The organism is Cohnella boryungensis, from assembly GCF_042651945.1.
GTDB lineage: Bacteria > Bacillota > Bacilli > Paenibacillales > Paenibacillaceae > Cohnella > Cohnella boryungensis.
Genome location: NZ_JBHSED010000012.1, coordinates 21,159 through 37,250 on the forward strand (window position 1 = coordinate 21,159; position 16,092 = coordinate 37,250).

Below are 16,092 nucleotides of genomic sequence, written 5' to 3' on the forward strand. Positions count from 1 at the left end.
AGATGATCTTAAGCGATTTGCGGAGCTTCAGGGACAAGACTGCCCTGTATCCCGCAGCCGTTCGCCAAGCTCTGGAGCTAGTCATGGAGCGGCGGATTCTTGAGAAGGAGCCGGGAAGGTACGAGCTTCAGGGGGAGGAACTCTTCGTGCTCGTGCAGGAGGTGCGAACGCGTCCGGCGCGGGACATTCGCCCCGAGGCGCACAGGACATATGCCGATATTCAACTGGTCATCGAGGGGAAGGAACGAATCGGATATCGCACGCGGGCTGAGGAGGAGCAGATCGTTCAAGACGACCGGGAGGAAAAGGATATCGCCTTCTATTCGGGGCTGGAGGACGAGTCGGAATTGATCTTGAATGCAGGCGACTTTGCCGTGTTCTTCCCAGGCGAGGTTCACCGGCCTTGCGGTGCGGTCGGAGAGGAAAGCGGAGTCAGGAAAGCGGTCGTCAAGCTTCATCGCCGGTTGCTGGAAGCCTGAGGGCAACGAACCTGAGTCAATAGAACCTAAAGGTATAAAAGACCCGTGTCTTGCGCGTTTCCTGATCTGGAATTAGCACAAGACACGGGTCCTCTTGTTTCCTCGGACGATCAGAACTCTACTTGAGATCGGCGGAATACTGCAAGCCCCAGTCCTTGCGGATTCTGTCCATCAGCTGCATAATGTCCAAGGACTCCTGCAACGGCATAACAGGGCTCTCGTTAAGCCCTGCCTGCAAGCACCGGTTGACTTCCTCGATCTCGAAGCTGTAGCCGGAAGAAGCTCGGTCGTCTACGTAGGTTTCGTTCCCTTCTTCGTTTCCGTGCAAGTGGAGAGTAGCGGACTTGGAGTTGAGGAAGAGAGCCGGGATATGAATATATCCCTTCGTTCCGATCAGATAAGCCTCGTTCGGAAGGGCAAGACGTACGGCCCCGTTAAGCAGCGCAGTTTGACCGCCTGGGTAGGTCAACAGAATAGAGTATTGCTCGTCCACTCCGGACGGCCCGATCTGTACGGTGCTTACGGCTTTCGCCGGCTCCGCGCCGAATACCATCGAGGCTAGGGACAGCGGATATATGCCGGCATCCAGGAAGGCCCCTCCGCCCAGCTCCTTGTTAAGCAGACGGCCTTGGGGATCGTAATCGTCGGGAAGCCGGAAGCCGAAGTCCGCTTTGACCTGACGGATTTCGCCGATTCTGCCGGCGTCAATCCATTCTCTAATCTTGCGGAAGACCGGAAGGAACCGCGTCCACATCGCTTCCATAAGAAATTGTTTATGCTCCGCTGCGCAGGCGATCAGCTCTTCCAGCTCGCGCGCGTTCATCGTAAAGGGCTTCTCGCACAGAACGGCTTTTCCGGCGCGCAATGCAATTAGCGCGTTCTCCTTATGATAAGGATGGGGCGTGCCGATGTAGATCGCATCAATCTCGGAATCGCTTACAAGAGCTTCGTAGCTTGCATAAGCGCGCGGAATCTGATGAGTCTGAGCGAACCGATCGGCGCTCTCTTGCGAACGGGAGCCGACTGCAAGCAACTCTCCACCGGTAACATAAGGAAAGTCGGAAACGAAGCTTTTCGAGATGCCCCCCGTGCCCATGACTCCCCATCTGATCTTTTTCATGACATTCCCTCTCCTCGCTATGGATATTGAGTATATCTTGCGAATATCAAGCAGGTCATCCAATCCTTAACGATTGGCATTAAAGCTGGAGTCAGTATAACAGAACGAGAGGACGATTACAGTCCTTTTTCTTGTTCATTGTTTGTTCTTTGTTGTGCTTGCGAAGAGGTTATTTACAATTAAGTCCCAGTCGTGTATTATAGCCGAAATGCGATGACGAGAAGAGTACATAAAGCCACCTCTTTGACAGAGAGCTCCGAGAGCTGAGACGGAGTAAAGAAGGGCTTATGGAAACAAGCCTCCGAGCATCACATCGGAACCGCGTTCGTCTGCGGGGGTGGTGTGACAGGAGCTCCTGTTACAGAGCTAGAGTATAAGCATGTCCTATGCCGTACTCGACGAGGCTGATCCGGTGACGGATTGGCGAATCTGGGGTGGTACCACGATGACGAATCTCGTCCCCAAGACTTCGGTCTTGGGGGTGGGATTTTTTTGTTCCAACGATTATAAGTGAAAAATGGTTAATTCCTACTCAAATGTCTCAGACATAAACGTTGACCGCCATCTCTAAAGACGGCGTTAGCCGTTGTCGAATTATCATCTACGAGAGGGGTAATCGGCATGAAGCTTGAATCGTTGCTGAAGTCGTGGAAGTATCCGACGCTGCTGCTCTTCGGAATCGGTGTTTCCAATGTGAGCGGATGGATTTACTTTATCGCGCTTAATTTAATTGTGCTGGATATGACGCAATCCGTTTTCGCAGTATCAGTTCTGTACGTTCTAAAGCCACTGTCCACGCTGTGTACGAACATATGGTCGGGAAGCTTCATTGACCGCATGAGCAAAAGAAATCTGATGATTTTCCTTGATATGGCGAGGGCGATGTTAATTGCCTTGCTGCCCTTGTTCTCAACGATTTATTACATCTATCTCATCGTTTTCTTTATTAATATGGCAGGGTCCGTCTTCGGGCCGGTGTCCAGCACGTATATTACTCAACTGATGCCCGTTGAACAAAGACGGCGCTTTAACTCCTTGAATGGACTGATCGGGTCCGGCGCATTCCTGATCGGTCCGGCGATTGCCGGATTACTGTTCATGACGGGCACACCTTCTATCGCCATCCTTCTAAATGCGGCAGCCCTTGGCGTGTCGGGAGTGGTGACGATGTTCATGCCCAATCTTGAGCAAACCTCCGGCGGTGTCGCAGATAGCAAAATAACCTGGACACTGATTAAGAAAGATTGGAACGTTGTTCATGGCTTTTACCGTCGGCATAAGTGGGTTATGGTTATTTGTATTCTCTTCAGCAGCGTAACGATTGTTATGGCATCCGCGGTAGACTCCCTGGAGGCGGCATTCGCCACCTTGATACTGGGACTGTCCGAAGGCGACTATGGCATTCTGGTGAGTATCGCAGGCGTGGGAATTGTTATCGGAGCAAGCGTAAATACGTTAATAGTTAACCGCGTCACCACGGATTGGATGATTGTTGGAGGGATTATGGGGATGTGCGGCGGGTACATCGTTTACGCTTTCTCCTCGTCTTTTAATGTCGCGGCCGTGGGCTTTTTTGTCCTCGCTTTTTTTCTGGCTTTCGCCAATACCGGATTTGCGACTTACTATCAAAACCATATTCCAGTTGAGATTATGGGACGCGTAGGCAGTGTAAACGGCTTTATCGAAGCGATTCTCATTGCCGTCACGACCGTCTTATTCGGAATTGCAGCTACAGGGGGTTCTATTCAGACTGTTGTCATCGCCGGCGTATTATGGATGACGGTGCTAGGATTGGCGTTAAGCGTATCTATTTGGCATTCTTTGAAGGGTAATGAAACCGCCCGATAGGTTTGCAACCACTGGTGAATTTGATTAAGCTAGGGTCAGAGGCAGTTGAAGCTATTTCTATTGAAGGTGTGCGATCATGAACGAAGAGCCATATGAGGAATTTCCCCTGCATCCCGGAGAACGGTTGGACGATCTCCTGACGCACGATTTGCAAATTATTCAAAGCCCGGAAGTATTCAGCTTCTCTCTGGATGCGGTTCTGCTGGCCAGGTTCGTCGGCGTGCCGGCGAAGGGGCGCATTCTCGACCTATGCACCGGCAACGGCGTAATCCCGATGCTGCTCACGACGAGAACCGAGGCCGTCATCGACGGGATCGAAATCCAGCCAAGGCTGGCTGATATGGCGCGCAGAAGCGTCGGCCGCAACCGCTTGGAAGATCGAGTAACGATCATCGAGGGCGATCTGCGGGAATGGAAGCCGGAAGGCGAACGATACGATGTCGTTACGGTGAATCCGCCTTACTTGCCGCTTCGCAGCGGGGATTATAAGGAAAATTACCATCAGGCGATGGCCAGGCACGAGATCGGCTGCAAGCTGGAGGATGTGATTGCGGCTTGCGCGCGCTCCGTTCGAATCGGAGGAAGAGTCGCCATGGTTCACAGACCCAGTCGGCTTGTCGATATTCTCGACCTCATGCGCCGTTATCGGTTTGAACCGAAAAGAATCCGTTTCGTGCATCCAAGAAGGGAGTCCGAGGCGAATATGGTATTAATAGAAGGAACGCGTGACGGCAAGCCCGAAGTACGACTGCAGCCGCCGCTTATCGTATACGAGGAAGACGGGGAGTATACCCCCGAGCTGTTGGCGGTATTCTATGGCCGTGCAGCGGAGCTGCCGGACTTCAAGCGACCGAATGGCCGTGAGCCAAGCTCGCCGAAGAAGACTGGAGCAAAGGAGGGGACGGCACAGTGAAGAAGAGCGGGTATCGAGTGGAGCAATCGGACGAAGAGGCTTCCGTACAGCGCAGCTTCTCCGTGCGCGAGGCGCCGGGCACGCTGTATCTGGTCGCCACGCCGATCGGGAATCTGGAGGATATGACCTATCGGGCGATTCGCACTTTAAAGGAAGTGCAGATGATCGCGGCCGAGGATACCCGGCAGACACGCAAGCTGCTGACTCACTTCGACATCCAGAATCGGCTGGTGAGCTATCACGAGCATAATCGGGATGCGAGCGGCCCGGAATTGATCCGGCTGCTGCTGCAGGGACAACACATCGCACTCGTAAGCGATGCGGGCATTCCTGCGATCTCGGATCCCGGCGCGGAGCTTGTACGGGACGCGGTTGCGGCGGGTATTCCCGTCGTACCGATCCCTGGTGCGAATGCGGCTCTGTCCGCGCTGATTATGTCCGGACTTCCGACGGATCGCTTTTTGTTCGTCGGTTTTCCGCCGAGGGAGCGTAAAGGACTTAACAAGCTGCTGGACGGACTGGAGAGGGAAACCGGCACGCTAATTTTTTATGAGTCGCCCCACAGACTTAAGAAAACGCTGGCTATCTTAAGCGAGCGTTGGGGTGAACGGCGGATGGCCATCGTGCGGGAGTTGACCAAGCGGCATGAGGAGGCTGTGAGAGGAACGGTTCAAGCGTGCCTGTCCTATCTTGAACAGAATAAGCCGCTCGGAGAGTGCTGTCTAATAATAGAAGGAACGCGTTCGGAAAACGAGCCTGGGAGCTCCACGAGAGAGCTTTCAACGGAGGCGTGGTGGCAATCGATGACGCTTGCCCGGCATGTTGCCCATTATGAAGGCTTGGGACAAGCTCGCAAAGAGGCGATGAAGTCGGCGGCCGCGGACCGGGGGCTGTCGAAGCGGGATGTCTATCAGGCTTTGCTGGAGCAGAACGGGGAAGATTAAGAAAGGAATACAAAAAAAATCCCTCCCGAGACGAGAAACCGGGAGGGGCAAGGAGTATAAAAAGGTTGGAATTAACAATTATTTGAATGCAATTTTTATTATAAACTATTTTCTCTAATTTGTCACAGGTGAAGGCAAATCCTTCAAACATTCTCTGCAAACAATTTTGCCTTTGAAGTAAGTTACATTCTCCGCGTTGCCGCAGAAGATGCAGGCGGGCTCGTATTTCTTGAGCATGATGCGCTCTCCGTCCACATAGATTTCCAGCGCGTCCTTCTCTCCGATTCCGAGCGTGCGGCGCAGCTCGATCGGAATAACGACACGTCCCAGTTCATCAACTTTACGCACGATACCAGTAGATTTCATCATTTGGCAGTACCCCTCTCGTATAGTAAAAAATAAAAACAACCGGCTCTTGATTAAAGCCTGTCCAAGTTTTCGCCAACATTCGACAAAGTTCTCTTTTTTCCGTTTTCTATCGTACCAACGATTCCCAAAAAAGTCAACCTATCAGCGGGTCTGAAATGGCATAAAATAAATGAAAAATTGCTGAGAATCCTATCCAGTCAAGCGATTGTTAAGCAATTCAAGAGATTGGCGAACGCGAGGCGCAAAGAAAACGTTATTCGACTTTATTCGACAAATGTCGATATAATCGGTCGAATTTGTCGAAAGACGACTAAAATCGAGGTGAGGTTCATGTTGACGAAATTACACGAGGAAAAAGTATTCAAGGATCCGGTGCACAATTCGGTATACGTGCAGGATTTAACCATCTGGAAGCTGATCAATACGTCGGAGTTCCAGCGACTTCGAAGAATCCGTCAATTAGGCACCTCCTATCTTACTTTTCACGGGGCAGAGCACAGTCGTTTCTCCCATTCGCTGGGTGTATATGAAATTACAAGGAAAATCATTTCGCAATTTGAGCGTAATGGATATGTCGATTGGCCGCAAGAGGAAAAATTGCTCAGTCTTTGCGCTTCTTTGTTGCATGATGTCGGACACGGGCCGTTTTCCCACTCTCTGGAGCAAAATTTCGGGCTTGACCACGAACAATGGACCTGCGAGATCGTACTGGGAGCCACCGAAGTCAACCGCGTGCTTCGCGAGGTGGACTCTCTCTTCCCTGAACGGGTTGCAGCGGTCATTCGCAAGAAATACGAGAAGCCGATTGTCGTCAGTCTCGTCTCCAGCCAGCTGGACGCGGACCGCATGGACTACCTGCTGCGGGACGCTTACTTTACCGGGGTCAACTACGGAACATTCGACCTGGATCGCATTCTTCGCGTACTGAGGCCCTATCAAGGGAAAATTGTCGTGAAGGAAAGCGGGATGCATGCCGTGGAAGATTACCTGATGTCCCGATATCAGATGTATTGGCAGGTGTATTTTCACCCTGTGACCCGAAGCTCCGACATTTTGTTGCGACAAATTTTTCGGAGAGCGAGCGAGCTGTACCATGCCGGGTACAAATTCGATTTCCTGCTGCCGCCGCTTCGGGCTCTGCTGTCCGGCTCGCTTACGTTGGGTCAATATTTGAAGCTGGATGAAGCGATGGTCCAGACCGCCTTCGGGCAATGGTCGGAAGAACGGGATGATCTGCTCTCCGACCTCTGCGGCCGCTTCCTGAATCGGCAGCTTTACAAGTACGTTCCGTTGGTCGGCGAAGAGCGGGAATGGCTGGATCACGTACGCCAGGAATGGGAGAGGATCGGACTTCACCCGGACTACCACATGGAGGTCGATACGCCGGAGGATTCCCCCTATGACGTATATCAACCGGGCGCTCTGCCGGATAGTAAAGAGAAGCCTCCCATCCTGCTTCTGGACGAGCAGGAGGAGCTTGCGGAAATCTCCGTCAGATCGGATATTATCCGCTCTATCGCAGGCTTGCACCGAGGAAAGTATTACATCTATTACCCGGCGGAGAAGGTGCTGCCGCTCGCGGATCGGCTCAGTCCCGAAACCCGCAAGAAGCTGTCTATATAATAGAAGAAAATAGTATGGGATGTTTGAATTTACCTATAGAAGGAGACAACTTGCGACATGCTGATCGACACGCACGCTCACCTGGATTCACCCAAGTTCGACAACGACCGCGAGGAGGTCATTGCCCGCGCTCTTGAGGCCGGGATCGATACGATCGTCAATATAGGTTTTAACCGCGAAACGATTCCTTCAACCATGGCGCTGGCGGAGAAATATCCGTATATCTTCGCGGCAGTCGGCTGGCATCCGACCGACGCTGTGGATATGAGGCTGGAGGAGGATCTGGCCTGGATCGAACGGCTTTGCAGTCATCCGAAAGTGGTAGCGATCGGGGAGATCGGGCTGGATTATTATTGGGACACGTCTCCGAAGGAGATTCAGCATACGGTGTTCCGCGAACAGATTCGGCTGGCCAGAAAATTGAACAAGCCGATTGTCATTCACAATCGCGATGCCCATGAGGATGTCGTCAGACTATTGAAGGAGGAGAAGGCCGAAGAGGTGGGAGGCATCATGCATTGCTTCTCGGGCAGCTGGGAGACGGCGAAAAAATGCCTGGATATGAACTTCTATATCTCGTTCGGCGGACCGGTTACCTTCAAGAACGCGAGGGTACCTAAGGAAGTGCTCGAACGTGTTCCGTTGGATCGCATATTGCTGGAAACGGACGCCCCATATTTGGCTCCTCACCCATATCGTGGAAAGCGAAATGAGTCCGCTTACGTTCGCCTGGTTGCTGAGGCTGCAGCTGAAATTAAATCCATATCCGTGGAAGAAATTGAAAAAATAACTAGCGAAAACGGGCGGCGCTGTTTGGGCTTAACGAGATAAACGGAATATTAGGGAGGAAAACGGACTGGTTTGAAGAAAAAACTGGCTTTTAGTCCGTATAATCCTCCCCATTGAAGCGATTTTCCGTGAAAACGGTCAAATTCGTCCAATGCAACGTCTTTACACCTAGATCGTAAAGAGGTTATGATCTTCAACAGAAAGTTTGAATATGACAATCCTTTTCCAGTGCGCTTAATCTTCCGAACGGAAGAGTGGGGGACCCAACGCGGCGACGATGAATTCAGGCGTCCAAAGCGGTCCGAGCAATCTTGGGGTGAATACGGCAAGTGTCAAGACGCGCCTCTATCTGAGTGACTCGTCCTGCCATGCAGCCGTTAGGGCAACTCTCTTTGCCCGAATCCGACAGCTAACCCCGCCAGCGTGATAGAGAGAGGTCAACCTCGTGCCGCAACATTCCAACTTCTTTCTACATGCGGAAGCCACGAACAGATCCTCTGTCTCGGTGGCTTTTTGTGTTGAAAAAAAGGATGCTGAGGCTCGTGCTCTTCAAAAAAGAGCGCGAACAACTGGGGAAGGCGGCCTTTAGCCGACTCAGCCGAAACCGCGAAAATTCGGTCTGAGCAGCGAAGCGTCGTTAACCATTTTGGATTAGTCGCGTCTGACAAAGTATCATGCATTACAGTCGACGGCGGGGCTATGAAGGAGGAACGGGATATGGGCATTATTCCTGTTGAGGGAACCCATGATCAACGACCGACCGGCAAGCTTTTCGCACTGCGTTGGAAGCATGAGCATTTGCGTGCAGCCTTATTAGGCGCAATACTCGTTTTTGCCGTTACCATCATGTTCGTGTCATTGCTGCAGAAGGCGGCGACCAAGAATGTCACAATGGTGGACGGAGGCATCACAACTGTTCTGAAAACCAAGACCTCGAATGTGCTTGGATTTCTGGAAGAGCAGAACATCTTCATCGGGCCGTATGATCGGGTCTCGATGAATGCCACGGACACCCTGCAAGAGGGAAGCCGATTGGTCATTGACCGCGCGGTCAGCGTCAAGATCAAGGCCGATGGACGTGAGCAAATTGCTTATTCGACGGAAGATACCGTTGGGGGAGTCATCGACTCGTTGAACATCAACCTATCCGAGCATGACCGGATCAGTCCGGCATCGGATAAACCCTTGGAGGAGGGGATGACCGTATCGGTCGTCCGGGTGCGTAAAGAAGTCACAGAGACCAAGCATCCGATCGCCTTCAAGATCGTAGAAAAAAACAACGCAGAGCTCGAAGAAGGCAATACAAAAGTCATCTCCGCAGGCAAGAACGGTTTGGTCGTTTTCAAGACCGAGCGCGTCTACGAGGATGGCAAGCTGGTCAGTCAGGAACTGATTGAGAAAACGGTGGCTCAGCCTGCCGTACAGAAGGTCGTAGCCGTAGGCACGAAGAAGAAGGCGGAAGTCGTGACGCTGTCTTACAATGGGGCTCCGTCGGCGGGGGAGGCCAAGGTCGTCAAGCTGAACGGCAAAAGCGTCAAAATAAAGCGGATGCTCAGCAATGTAACGCTGACCGCTTATTCGGCGGGATTCGCTTCTACTGGGAAATCCAAGGGCGACGTAGGCTATGGCGTGACATCGTCAGGCGCCATCGTCAAGGAAGGGCGCACGATCGCGGTCGATCCGAAGGTTATTCCGATCGGCTGGTGGGTATACATCGAAGGCATAGGCTTCCGTAGGGCCGAGGACACCGGCGGTGCGATTAAAGGGAAGAAGATCGACGTCTACTACGATAGCGAAGCGCATGTCAACAAGTTTGGCCTGAAGCGCGGATTTACGGTGTACGTGATCGGTCCGGTCAAGCCGTCCGCAGACTAGTGGGCATCTATTGGCAAGCGATTATATAAGCGTGCAATCGGGAAGGGCCTGCGGGCGCCTTCCCGATTTTTTTGCATTCACCGCTTCCAGGCGAGAGCGACTTGCCGTCTTCTTCAATCTCGTATACGCTTGTAGGAACGGTTTCGTAAAGGCGGAATGAAAACAGATGATTCATGAAATGATTGTCGTGGAAGGAAAGGACGACACGACTGCGGTCCGCAGGGCGGTAGGGGCGGATACGATCGAGACGGGCGGCTCCGCGATTGGAGAGGACGTGCTCAGACGTATTGAGCTCGCCTATGAGCGCAGGGGCGTCATCGTGCTTACCGACCCGGACGCTCCAGGCGAACGCATCCGCAAGATCGTCTCCGAACGTGTGCCGGGCTGCAAGCATGCGTTTCTGACGAAGGACGAAGCGCGTTCGAGCAAAGGAATCGGCGTAGAGCACGCCTCGGATGAAGCGATTCGCCGCGCGCTGGAGCGCGTGAGAGGCCCGGAGACGAACGAGGACAGGGCTTCGGAGATCGAATGGAGCGATCTGCTGCAAGCGGGGCTAATCGTTCATCAGGCCTCGGCGCGCCGCAGAGAGCGGATGGGAGAGCTTCTGGGCATCGGATATGCGAACGGCAAGCAATTTCACAAGAGATGTCTCATGTTCCGGATTACGAAGGCTGAATTTGCAGCCGCTCTGGAGCAGATGGAGCAGGAAGGACGATAGATAATTATGCAAGATATCGCAACTTCAAACCGAACTCGCGAAATTATTCGCAAGCACGGCTTTACGTTTAAGAAAAGCCTGGGCCAGAACTTCCTGATCGACAAGAACGTACTGGATCAGATTATCGCAGCCGCGGAGCTGGACGAGACGCGCGGGGCGCTGGAGGTCGGTCCGGGCATCGGGTCCTTGACCGAACGACTGGCTCATGCCGCAGGCAAGGTTGCAGCGGTCGAGATCGACCGGCGGCTGATTCCGATCCTGCGCGATGTGCTGGCTCCGCACGCCCATGTCAGCATTGTGCAGGGAGACATTCTCAAGACGGATCTGACGCAGCTGTGGAAAGAGCAATTCACCGGTCTCTCCGGCGTGAGCGTCGTGGCTAATCTGCCTTATTACGTAACAACGCCGATTATCATGAAGCTGCTGGAGGAGCATCTGCCCATCGAGAACATCGTAGTTATGGTGCAGAAGGAAGTCGCGCTAAGGATGTCTGCCAAGCCTGGAGGCAAGGATTACGGCAGCTTAAGCATTGCCGTCCAATATTATTGCGAGCCTGAGCTTGTGTGCGTCGTCCCGGGCAAGGCGTTTATTCCCGCCCCAAACGTCGATTCGGCTGTAATCAAGCTGAAGCGCAGATCGGAGCCTGCGGTAAGCGTACCGGATGAGGCGAAGTTTTTCCGCGTGGTTCAGGCTTCCTTCGCTCAGCGTCGGAAGACGCTGTCGAACAACCTGACCGCTCTATCTGGCAAGGAGCGCAAGGGAGAGCTTGCCGACTTGCTCCGGGAGTGCGGGATTCAGCCCGAGCGTCGGGCCGAGACGCTGTCTCTTGAGGAGTTTGCGCGGCTCTGCGAGATGCTGAGCCGGGAAGGTCTGCTCAGTTAGCGGGGATCTGTATCCGGACGCGCACCCATTGCCTCTCCGCCCCATAGGATAGACGAAGAGGTGATTGGCCCATGAAGCAGGGGGATCTAGTCGTACGGAAATCCTATGGCGGGGACGTCTTGTTCCGCGTTGCGGCTTTCACTGCGCAGCAAGCCGTATTGAGAGGGATGGATTACCGCTTGTTGGCCGACGCGCCGGTCGCCGATCTTCGAACGGTACGAAATCCGGACGAGCTCGGAGGGACGCGCCTGGCGCGCATTCAGGCGAATGAATCGCTGCGGCGGATTCGCGAAGAACGGAGCCGTCAAGCCGATCGTGCAGGCTATACGACGGCGCCGGACGATCGTCGTCAACCCTTCTTCGAAATGCCGGGCAAGGTGCTCCATCTGGACGGGGACGCCAATTATTTGAAGAAGAGCATGCAGGTATACGCGCAGCTCAAAGTGCCTGCGGAAGGCATTCATTGCCACGAGTCGCAGATGCCGCATATGCTGCTGCGGATGCTGCCCCAGTTCCAGCCGGACATCGTCGTGATCACAGGTCATGACGGCGTGCTGAAGCAGCGAGAGGACCTTCAGCAATTAAGCAGCTACAAAAACTCCTTGAACTTCGTTCAGGCCGTCAACGTAGCCAGAGAATACGAGCGCAGCCGCGATTCGCTGGTCGTTGTAGCGGGAGCCTGCCAATCTCATTTTGAAGCGCTGCTGCAGGCAGGAGCGAATTTCGCAAGCTCGCCGGGCCGAATCATGATTCATGCGCTAGACCCCGTCTATGTGGCCGTACGGGCGTCTTTTACGCCGTTCCGCGATACGATCAACATTTCCGATGTCATCGCGCATACGATCAGCGGCAGGCAGGGAGTAGGCGGCATTGAAACGATGGGGCGCTATCGGATAGGGGTCCCTAATCTGAAAACGGTGGAGAGCGAACAAAATGTGAACATTTTGTGACGGAAAAAAAGGGGAAAAATGCAGGTTTGTAAAAAGGCCTGTCCCTTCAAGGAAAATGACCGTTGACAGAAAATCAGCATCGTTGTTATAATATTTTGATTCATTTGACACCTCCCCTGATTTTAGATATAATTTACAGGGAAAGAGGTGGTAGTGGATCATGGCTAAAAATGCGCTTCTGGAGATCAAACGAAGCTTGGAACCGCATGTCGGCTCCAAAATCATGCTCCGCGCCAACGGTGGACGACGCAAGACCATCGAACGCACGGGGGTACTGGAAGAAATCTACCCATCGGTTTTCATTGTCAAGCTGGATCAAGAGCAGCACACGTTTAAGCGGGTTTCGTACAGCTATGCCGATATCTTGACCGAATCCGTGGAAGTCATGCTCTGCAATGACGATGGCCAGGTTCGCATCAATTATTTATCGCATTGACACGGTTGAATAGTACGGGCAGCATCGCGCCGGGTTCCCAGCGCTATGCTGCCCGTTTTGCATGCGCGGGGAAAGCCGGAGGCATTCTAACGAGTGCGGGGCCGCATTCGACGACACCTGCGATACAGGAGGCGAAAACTACGATGGGCAGAAGAAGAAGCGTTATGTCGGAGCCATTCAAGGCGGAGCTTGCGAAGGACTTGGGCATCTATGATACGGTCCAGCGCGAGGGCTGGGGAGGCATACGCACGAAAGACGCCGGGAACATGGTCAAGAGGGCGATCGAGATCGCCGAGCAAGCGGCGGCCCGTTCTTCGCGTCCGTAGCCGCCGACTCGAAGGAGAGGGCGAATTCCCGCATGGCTGCGGGGGTTCGCTCTCTTTTCGCATTTGAAGAGTTCCTTTGCTATAATTATGTAAAGGTTCCGAGGGCTGGACACGCCCTCTTCTATGCCGCAACAGACTGTTTATGCTTGGGGAAGTTGGTGAGGATACGTTGTCGAAAATATACGAGAAAGCACCCGCCAAGATTAACCTGGTGCTTGATGTGCTGCGAAAGCGCGAAGACGGCTTCCATGAGGTTGAGATGATCATGACCATGGTCGATCTGGCGGATCGTCTTGAGATGGAGGAGCTTCCGCGGGATCAAATCGTGCTCTCCAGCCAAGTGGGTTTTATTCCCCTCGATGAGAAGAATCTGGCCTTTCAGGCAGCCAGACTGATTAAAGAACGCTACGGAGTCAAGCGCGGCGTCTATATCCACCTGGACAAACAAATTCCGGTAGCCGCCGGGCTGGCTGGGGGCAGCAGCGATGCGGCCGCGACGCTGCGAGGGCTTAATCGGCTGTGGAATCTGGAGCTGCCCACGGCAGAGCTGGAGGAGCTGGGCGCAGAGCTGGGCTCGGATGTGCCCTTCTGCATTCGCGGGGGAACCGCGCTTGCGCGTGGACGCGGCGAGAAGCTGGAGAGTCTTTCTCCTCCGCCGCAGTGCTGGGTGATTCTGGCCAAGCCGCCAATCAACGTCTCCACGGCAGATGTGTACGGCAAGTTTCGTGTAAACGAGTTGAAGGAGCATCCGTCGATCCCGAACATGCTTAGCGCGCTTTCCAGGCAATCCTTCCCGGACATGTGCGCAGAGCTGGGCAATGTGCTGGAGAATGTCACGCTGAACCGCTATCCGGAGGTCAAACAGATTAAGGATTGCATGATCAAGGCGGGAGCGGATGGTGTATTAATGTCCGGGAGCGGCCCTACCGTATTCGGGTTGGTCTCGAAGGAAGTCAAGGTGGCTAGGGTTTATAACGGGCTAAGAGGATTTTGCAAGGAAGTCTATGTGGCAAGAATGTTGACATAATACTTCCCGAAAGGGCAGTTCCTTGTGCTTACCTTGTATAAAACCGTATAAAAGTGTTATGATACAGGTAAATTATTCGGATTTGGACGGGAGAGGGGAACGTGAAGAAATTGAAACGGAGCGCCAGGCTCGTGGAGATGACGCAGTATTTATTGGCCCGTCCCCATACGTTAATTTCCCTAACAGCTTTCGCGGAGCGGTATCAGTCGGCCAAGTCGTCTATTAGCGAGGATTTGGCGATTATTAAAGAAGTATTCGAGGACGAAGGCATCGGAGAGTTGAATACGCTTGCCGGAGCGGCCGGCGGCGTACGATTCGTGCCGAAGTGCCGCAAGGATCAGGCTCTGGAGCGCATGGGCTTGATTTGCCGCGAGCTGGAACAGCCGGATCGGCTGCTGCCGGGCGGGTACTTGTATATGACGGATTTGCTGGGACAGCCCTCGCTGATGCAAGAGGTGGGGCGGATGTTCGCTTCGGCGTTCGCCGATCGCAATATCGACGTCATCATGACCGTAGAGACGAAGGGCATCCCCCTTGCGCATGCGACCGCGCAGTATTTGAATTTGCCGGTCGTTATCGTGCGCAGGGATCACAAGGTGACCGAGGGCTCCGCGGTAAGTATCAACTACGTTTCCGGCTCGACCAAGCGAATTCAGACGATGTCTCTGGCGCGCAGGGCGCTGAAGGAAGAGTCGCGTGTGCTCATCATCGACGACTTTATGAAGGCGGGCGGCACGATTCAGGGAATGGTCGATCTGCTGTACGAATTCCGGGCCGTCGTCGCGGGGGTCGGCGTATTCGCGGAATCCGGCGAGGTCGATAACGAGGAGCGGCTGCTGCATGATTACGTCTCGTTGGCCCGCTTGACGGAAGTTGATCTGAAGACGCGTCAAATCAAGGTTCAGCCAGGCAACTTTTTCTACTAGAAGGAGGACGTTACAACATGGCTCTTAAAATTGTCTCCACCACCGAGGCTCCGGCAGCTATCGGACCTTATGCGCAAGCCGTGCGCACAGGAAATATGCTGTACACTTCGGGACAAATTCCACTGACTCCGGCAGGCGAACTGGTCGTCGGAACCATTCAGGAACAGACCCATCAGGTACTGGCTAACCTGAAGGCTGTTCTGGCTGCTGAGGGCGCCGGATTCCAGGATGTCATTAAGACGACCGTGTTTCTGAAGGACATGAATCAGTTTGCGGACTTCAATACGGTCTATGCTTCATACTTCGGGGCGCATACGCCTGCACGGTCGACTGTCGAAGTTGCTCGACTGCCAAAGGATGTTTTTGTCGAAATAGAATTGATCGCGGCGATCCCTGTCGAAACTGTAAAGAATTAAAAATTTATTTGATTTTTAGCAATAGTTTTTCCATATTTAAGAAGGAATCTGCACGATTTTGTGGAATATTACACCAAGTCTTTCTGATGGGACAAAGGTGGTGAACACAAGGTGCAAATTACAGACGTACGACTCCGCCGCGTCAATTCGGAGGGGCGCATGAAGGCCATTGCTTCGATCACCATCGATAACGAATTCGTGGTACACGACATTCGCGTCATTGACGGGAACAATGGCATGTTCGTCGCTATGCCGAGTAAGCGGACCCCGGATGGCGAGTTTCGGGACATTGCTCATCCAATTTCTTCCGGAACGCGCGAGAAAATTCAAGCCGCAGTGCTGGCTGAATATGAGCGGGCTGCGCAAGATGAAGAAGTTATGGTTGAAGGGGCTTAATAGTGAATGCCTAGAGAAGAGAGCCTTAATCAGGCTCTCTTTTCATTTGTGTTAG

General features: G+C 53.3%; 18 protein-coding genes, 1 riboswitch and 1 other annotated feature. Of the genes, 16 read left to right on the forward strand and 2 right to left on the reverse strand.

From position 1 onward, the window contains the following. The first annotated feature begins 2 nt into the window (after positions 1–2). The gene (locus ACFO1S_RS07675) at positions 3–479 is read left to right on the forward strand and encodes a NanQ anomerase/TabA/YiaL family protein (protein ID WP_204605222.1); all 477 of its coding nucleotides are present in this window, start codon (positions 3–5) and stop codon (positions 477–479) included. A gap of 118 nt (positions 480–597) precedes the next feature. Here ACFO1S_RS07675 and ACFO1S_RS07680 read toward each other — a convergent pair whose 3' ends face one another. Then, the gene (locus ACFO1S_RS07680) at positions 598–1,599 is read right to left on the reverse strand and encodes a Gfo/Idh/MocA family protein (protein ID WP_204605223.1); all 1,002 of its coding nucleotides are present in this window, start codon (positions 1,597–1,599) and stop codon (positions 598–600) included. A gap of 204 nt (positions 1,600–1,803) precedes the next feature. Further along, positions 1,804–2,065: a binding site (T-box leader), on the forward strand. Between the two features lie 155 nt (positions 2,066–2,220). On the opposite strand from ACFO1S_RS07680, the gene ACFO1S_RS07685 reads away from it, so the two are divergent. From ACFO1S_RS07685 to rsmI, 3 genes are all read left to right on the forward strand, one after another. Further along, positions 2,221–3,447, forward strand: coding sequence for an MFS transporter (locus tag ACFO1S_RS07685; RefSeq protein ID WP_204605224.1), 1,227 nt, complete (start codon positions 2,221–2,223; stop codon positions 3,445–3,447). A 76-nt stretch (positions 3,448–3,523) separates the two neighbouring features. Then, entirely contained in the window at positions 3,524–4,360 is an 837-nt protein-coding gene (locus ACFO1S_RS07690) for a tRNA1(Val) (adenine(37)-N6)-methyltransferase (RefSeq protein ID WP_204605225.1), read from the forward strand. Next, entirely contained in the window at positions 4,357–5,304 is a 948-nt protein-coding gene (gene rsmI, locus ACFO1S_RS07695) for a 16S rRNA (cytidine(1402)-2'-O)-methyltransferase (RefSeq protein ID WP_378126546.1), read from the forward strand. The genes ACFO1S_RS07690 and rsmI overlap by 4 nt, the downstream gene beginning before the upstream one ends. A 114-nt stretch (positions 5,305–5,418) precedes the next feature. Here rsmI and ACFO1S_RS07700 read toward each other — a convergent pair whose 3' ends face one another. Beyond that, positions 5,419–5,673: an AbrB/MazE/SpoVT family DNA-binding domain-containing protein gene (locus tag ACFO1S_RS07700; RefSeq protein WP_027086730.1), complete on the reverse strand. Its 255-nt coding sequence runs from the start codon at positions 5,671–5,673 to the stop codon at positions 5,419–5,421. A gap of 330 nt (positions 5,674–6,003) precedes the next feature. Between ACFO1S_RS07700 and ACFO1S_RS07705 the strand changes: the two genes are divergently transcribed. The 12 genes from ACFO1S_RS07705 to spoVG all read left to right on the forward strand — a co-directional run bounded on the left by ACFO1S_RS07705 (position 6,004) and on the right by spoVG (position 16,037). Next, positions 6,004–7,296, forward strand: coding sequence for an HD domain-containing protein (locus tag ACFO1S_RS07705; protein ID WP_204605226.1), 1,293 nt, complete (start codon positions 6,004–6,006; stop codon positions 7,294–7,296). A gap of 57 nt (positions 7,297–7,353) precedes the next feature. After that, the gene (locus ACFO1S_RS07710; protein ID WP_204605227.1) at positions 7,354–8,127 is read left to right on the forward strand and encodes a TatD family hydrolase; all 774 of its coding nucleotides are present in this window, start codon (positions 7,354–7,356) and stop codon (positions 8,125–8,127) included. Between the two features lie 179 nt (positions 8,128–8,306). Next, positions 8,307–8,524, forward strand: a riboswitch (cyclic di-AMP (ydaO/yuaA leader). Positions 8,525–8,802: 278 nt separating this feature from the next. After that, entirely contained in the window at positions 8,803–9,960 is a 1,158-nt protein-coding gene (locus ACFO1S_RS07715; RefSeq protein ID WP_204605228.1) for a G5 domain-containing protein, read from the forward strand. 166 nt (positions 9,961–10,126) lie between these two features. Beyond that, complete coding sequence (rnmV, locus tag ACFO1S_RS07720) at positions 10,127–10,678, forward strand: ribonuclease M5 (protein ID WP_204605229.1); 552 nt, start codon at positions 10,127–10,129, stop codon at positions 10,676–10,678. A gap of 6 nt (positions 10,679–10,684) precedes the next feature. Then, complete coding sequence (gene rsmA, locus ACFO1S_RS07725; protein WP_204605230.1) at positions 10,685–11,560, forward strand: 16S rRNA (adenine(1518)-N(6)/adenine(1519)-N(6))-dimethyltransferase RsmA; 876 nt, start codon at positions 10,685–10,687, stop codon at positions 11,558–11,560. A gap of 71 nt (positions 11,561–11,631) precedes the next feature. Further along, a complete protein-coding gene (gene yabG / locus ACFO1S_RS07730; protein ID WP_204605231.1) occupies positions 11,632–12,510 on the forward strand; it encodes a sporulation peptidase YabG in 879 nt (292 codons plus the stop codon). A 160-nt stretch (positions 12,511–12,670) separates the two neighbouring features. After that, on the forward strand, positions 12,671–12,946 hold the full coding sequence (gene veg, locus ACFO1S_RS07735) for a biofilm formation stimulator Veg (RefSeq protein WP_204605232.1): 276 nt from the start codon (positions 12,671–12,673) through the stop codon (positions 12,944–12,946). Positions 12,947–13,089: 143 nt separating this feature from the next. Then, a complete protein-coding gene (locus ACFO1S_RS07740) occupies positions 13,090–13,272 on the forward strand; it encodes a small, acid-soluble spore protein, alpha/beta type (protein WP_204605233.1) in 183 nt (60 codons plus the stop codon). A 169-nt stretch (positions 13,273–13,441) separates the two neighbouring features. Continuing rightward, complete coding sequence (gene ispE, locus ACFO1S_RS07745) at positions 13,442–14,299, forward strand: 4-(cytidine 5'-diphospho)-2-C-methyl-D-erythritol kinase (protein WP_378126548.1); 858 nt, start codon at positions 13,442–13,444, stop codon at positions 14,297–14,299. A 101-nt stretch (positions 14,300–14,400) separates the two neighbouring features. Beyond that, complete coding sequence (gene purR / locus ACFO1S_RS07750; RefSeq protein WP_204605235.1) at positions 14,401–15,225, forward strand: pur operon repressor; 825 nt, start codon at positions 14,401–14,403, stop codon at positions 15,223–15,225. A 17-nt stretch (positions 15,226–15,242) separates the two neighbouring features. Continuing rightward, on the forward strand, positions 15,243–15,641 hold the full coding sequence (locus ACFO1S_RS07755; protein ID WP_204605236.1) for a RidA family protein: 399 nt from the start codon (positions 15,243–15,245) through the stop codon (positions 15,639–15,641). Positions 15,642–15,752: 111 nt separating this feature from the next. Next, complete coding sequence (gene spoVG / locus ACFO1S_RS07760; protein WP_035119511.1) at positions 15,753–16,037, forward strand: septation regulator SpoVG; 285 nt, start codon at positions 15,753–15,755, stop codon at positions 16,035–16,037. The last annotated feature ends 55 nt before the right edge of the window (positions 16,038–16,092 follow it).

Excerpts from the sequence above, each read along its gene's own strand:
- ACFO1S_RS07675 (WP_204605222.1), top strand. The coding sequence starts at position 3 with ATGATCTTAAGCGATTTGCGGAGCTTCAGGGACAAGACTGCCCTGTAT.
- ACFO1S_RS07680 (WP_204605223.1), bottom strand. The coding sequence starts at position 1,599 with ATGAAAAAGATCAGATGGGGAGTCATGGGCACGGGGGGCATCTCGAAA.
- ACFO1S_RS07685 (WP_204605224.1), top strand. The coding sequence starts at position 2,221 with ATGAAGCTTGAATCGTTGCTGAAGTCGTGGAAGTATCCGACGCTGCTG.
- ACFO1S_RS07690 (WP_204605225.1), top strand. The coding sequence starts at position 3,524 with ATGAACGAAGAGCCATATGAGGAATTTCCCCTGCATCCCGGAGAACGG.
- ACFO1S_RS07700 (WP_027086730.1), bottom strand. The coding sequence starts at position 5,673 with ATGATGAAATCTACTGGTATCGTGCGTAAAGTTGATGAACTGGGACGT.
- ACFO1S_RS07705 (WP_204605226.1), top strand. The coding sequence starts at position 6,004 with ATGTTGACGAAATTACACGAGGAAAAAGTATTCAAGGATCCGGTGCAC.
- ACFO1S_RS07710 (WP_204605227.1), top strand. The coding sequence starts at position 7,354 with ATGCTGATCGACACGCACGCTCACCTGGATTCACCCAAGTTCGACAAC.
- ACFO1S_RS07715 (WP_204605228.1), top strand. The coding sequence starts at position 8,803 with ATGGGCATTATTCCTGTTGAGGGAACCCATGATCAACGACCGACCGGC.
- rnmV (WP_204605229.1), top strand. The coding sequence starts at position 10,127 with ATGATTCATGAAATGATTGTCGTGGAAGGAAAGGACGACACGACTGCG.
- rsmA (WP_204605230.1), top strand. The coding sequence starts at position 10,685 with ATGCAAGATATCGCAACTTCAAACCGAACTCGCGAAATTATTCGCAAG.
- yabG (WP_204605231.1), top strand. The coding sequence starts at position 11,632 with ATGAAGCAGGGGGATCTAGTCGTACGGAAATCCTATGGCGGGGACGTC.
- veg (WP_204605232.1), top strand. The coding sequence starts at position 12,671 with ATGGCTAAAAATGCGCTTCTGGAGATCAAACGAAGCTTGGAACCGCAT.
- ACFO1S_RS07740 (WP_204605233.1), top strand. The coding sequence starts at position 13,090 with ATGGGCAGAAGAAGAAGCGTTATGTCGGAGCCATTCAAGGCGGAGCTT.
- ACFO1S_RS07755 (WP_204605236.1), top strand. The coding sequence starts at position 15,243 with ATGGCTCTTAAAATTGTCTCCACCACCGAGGCTCCGGCAGCTATCGGA.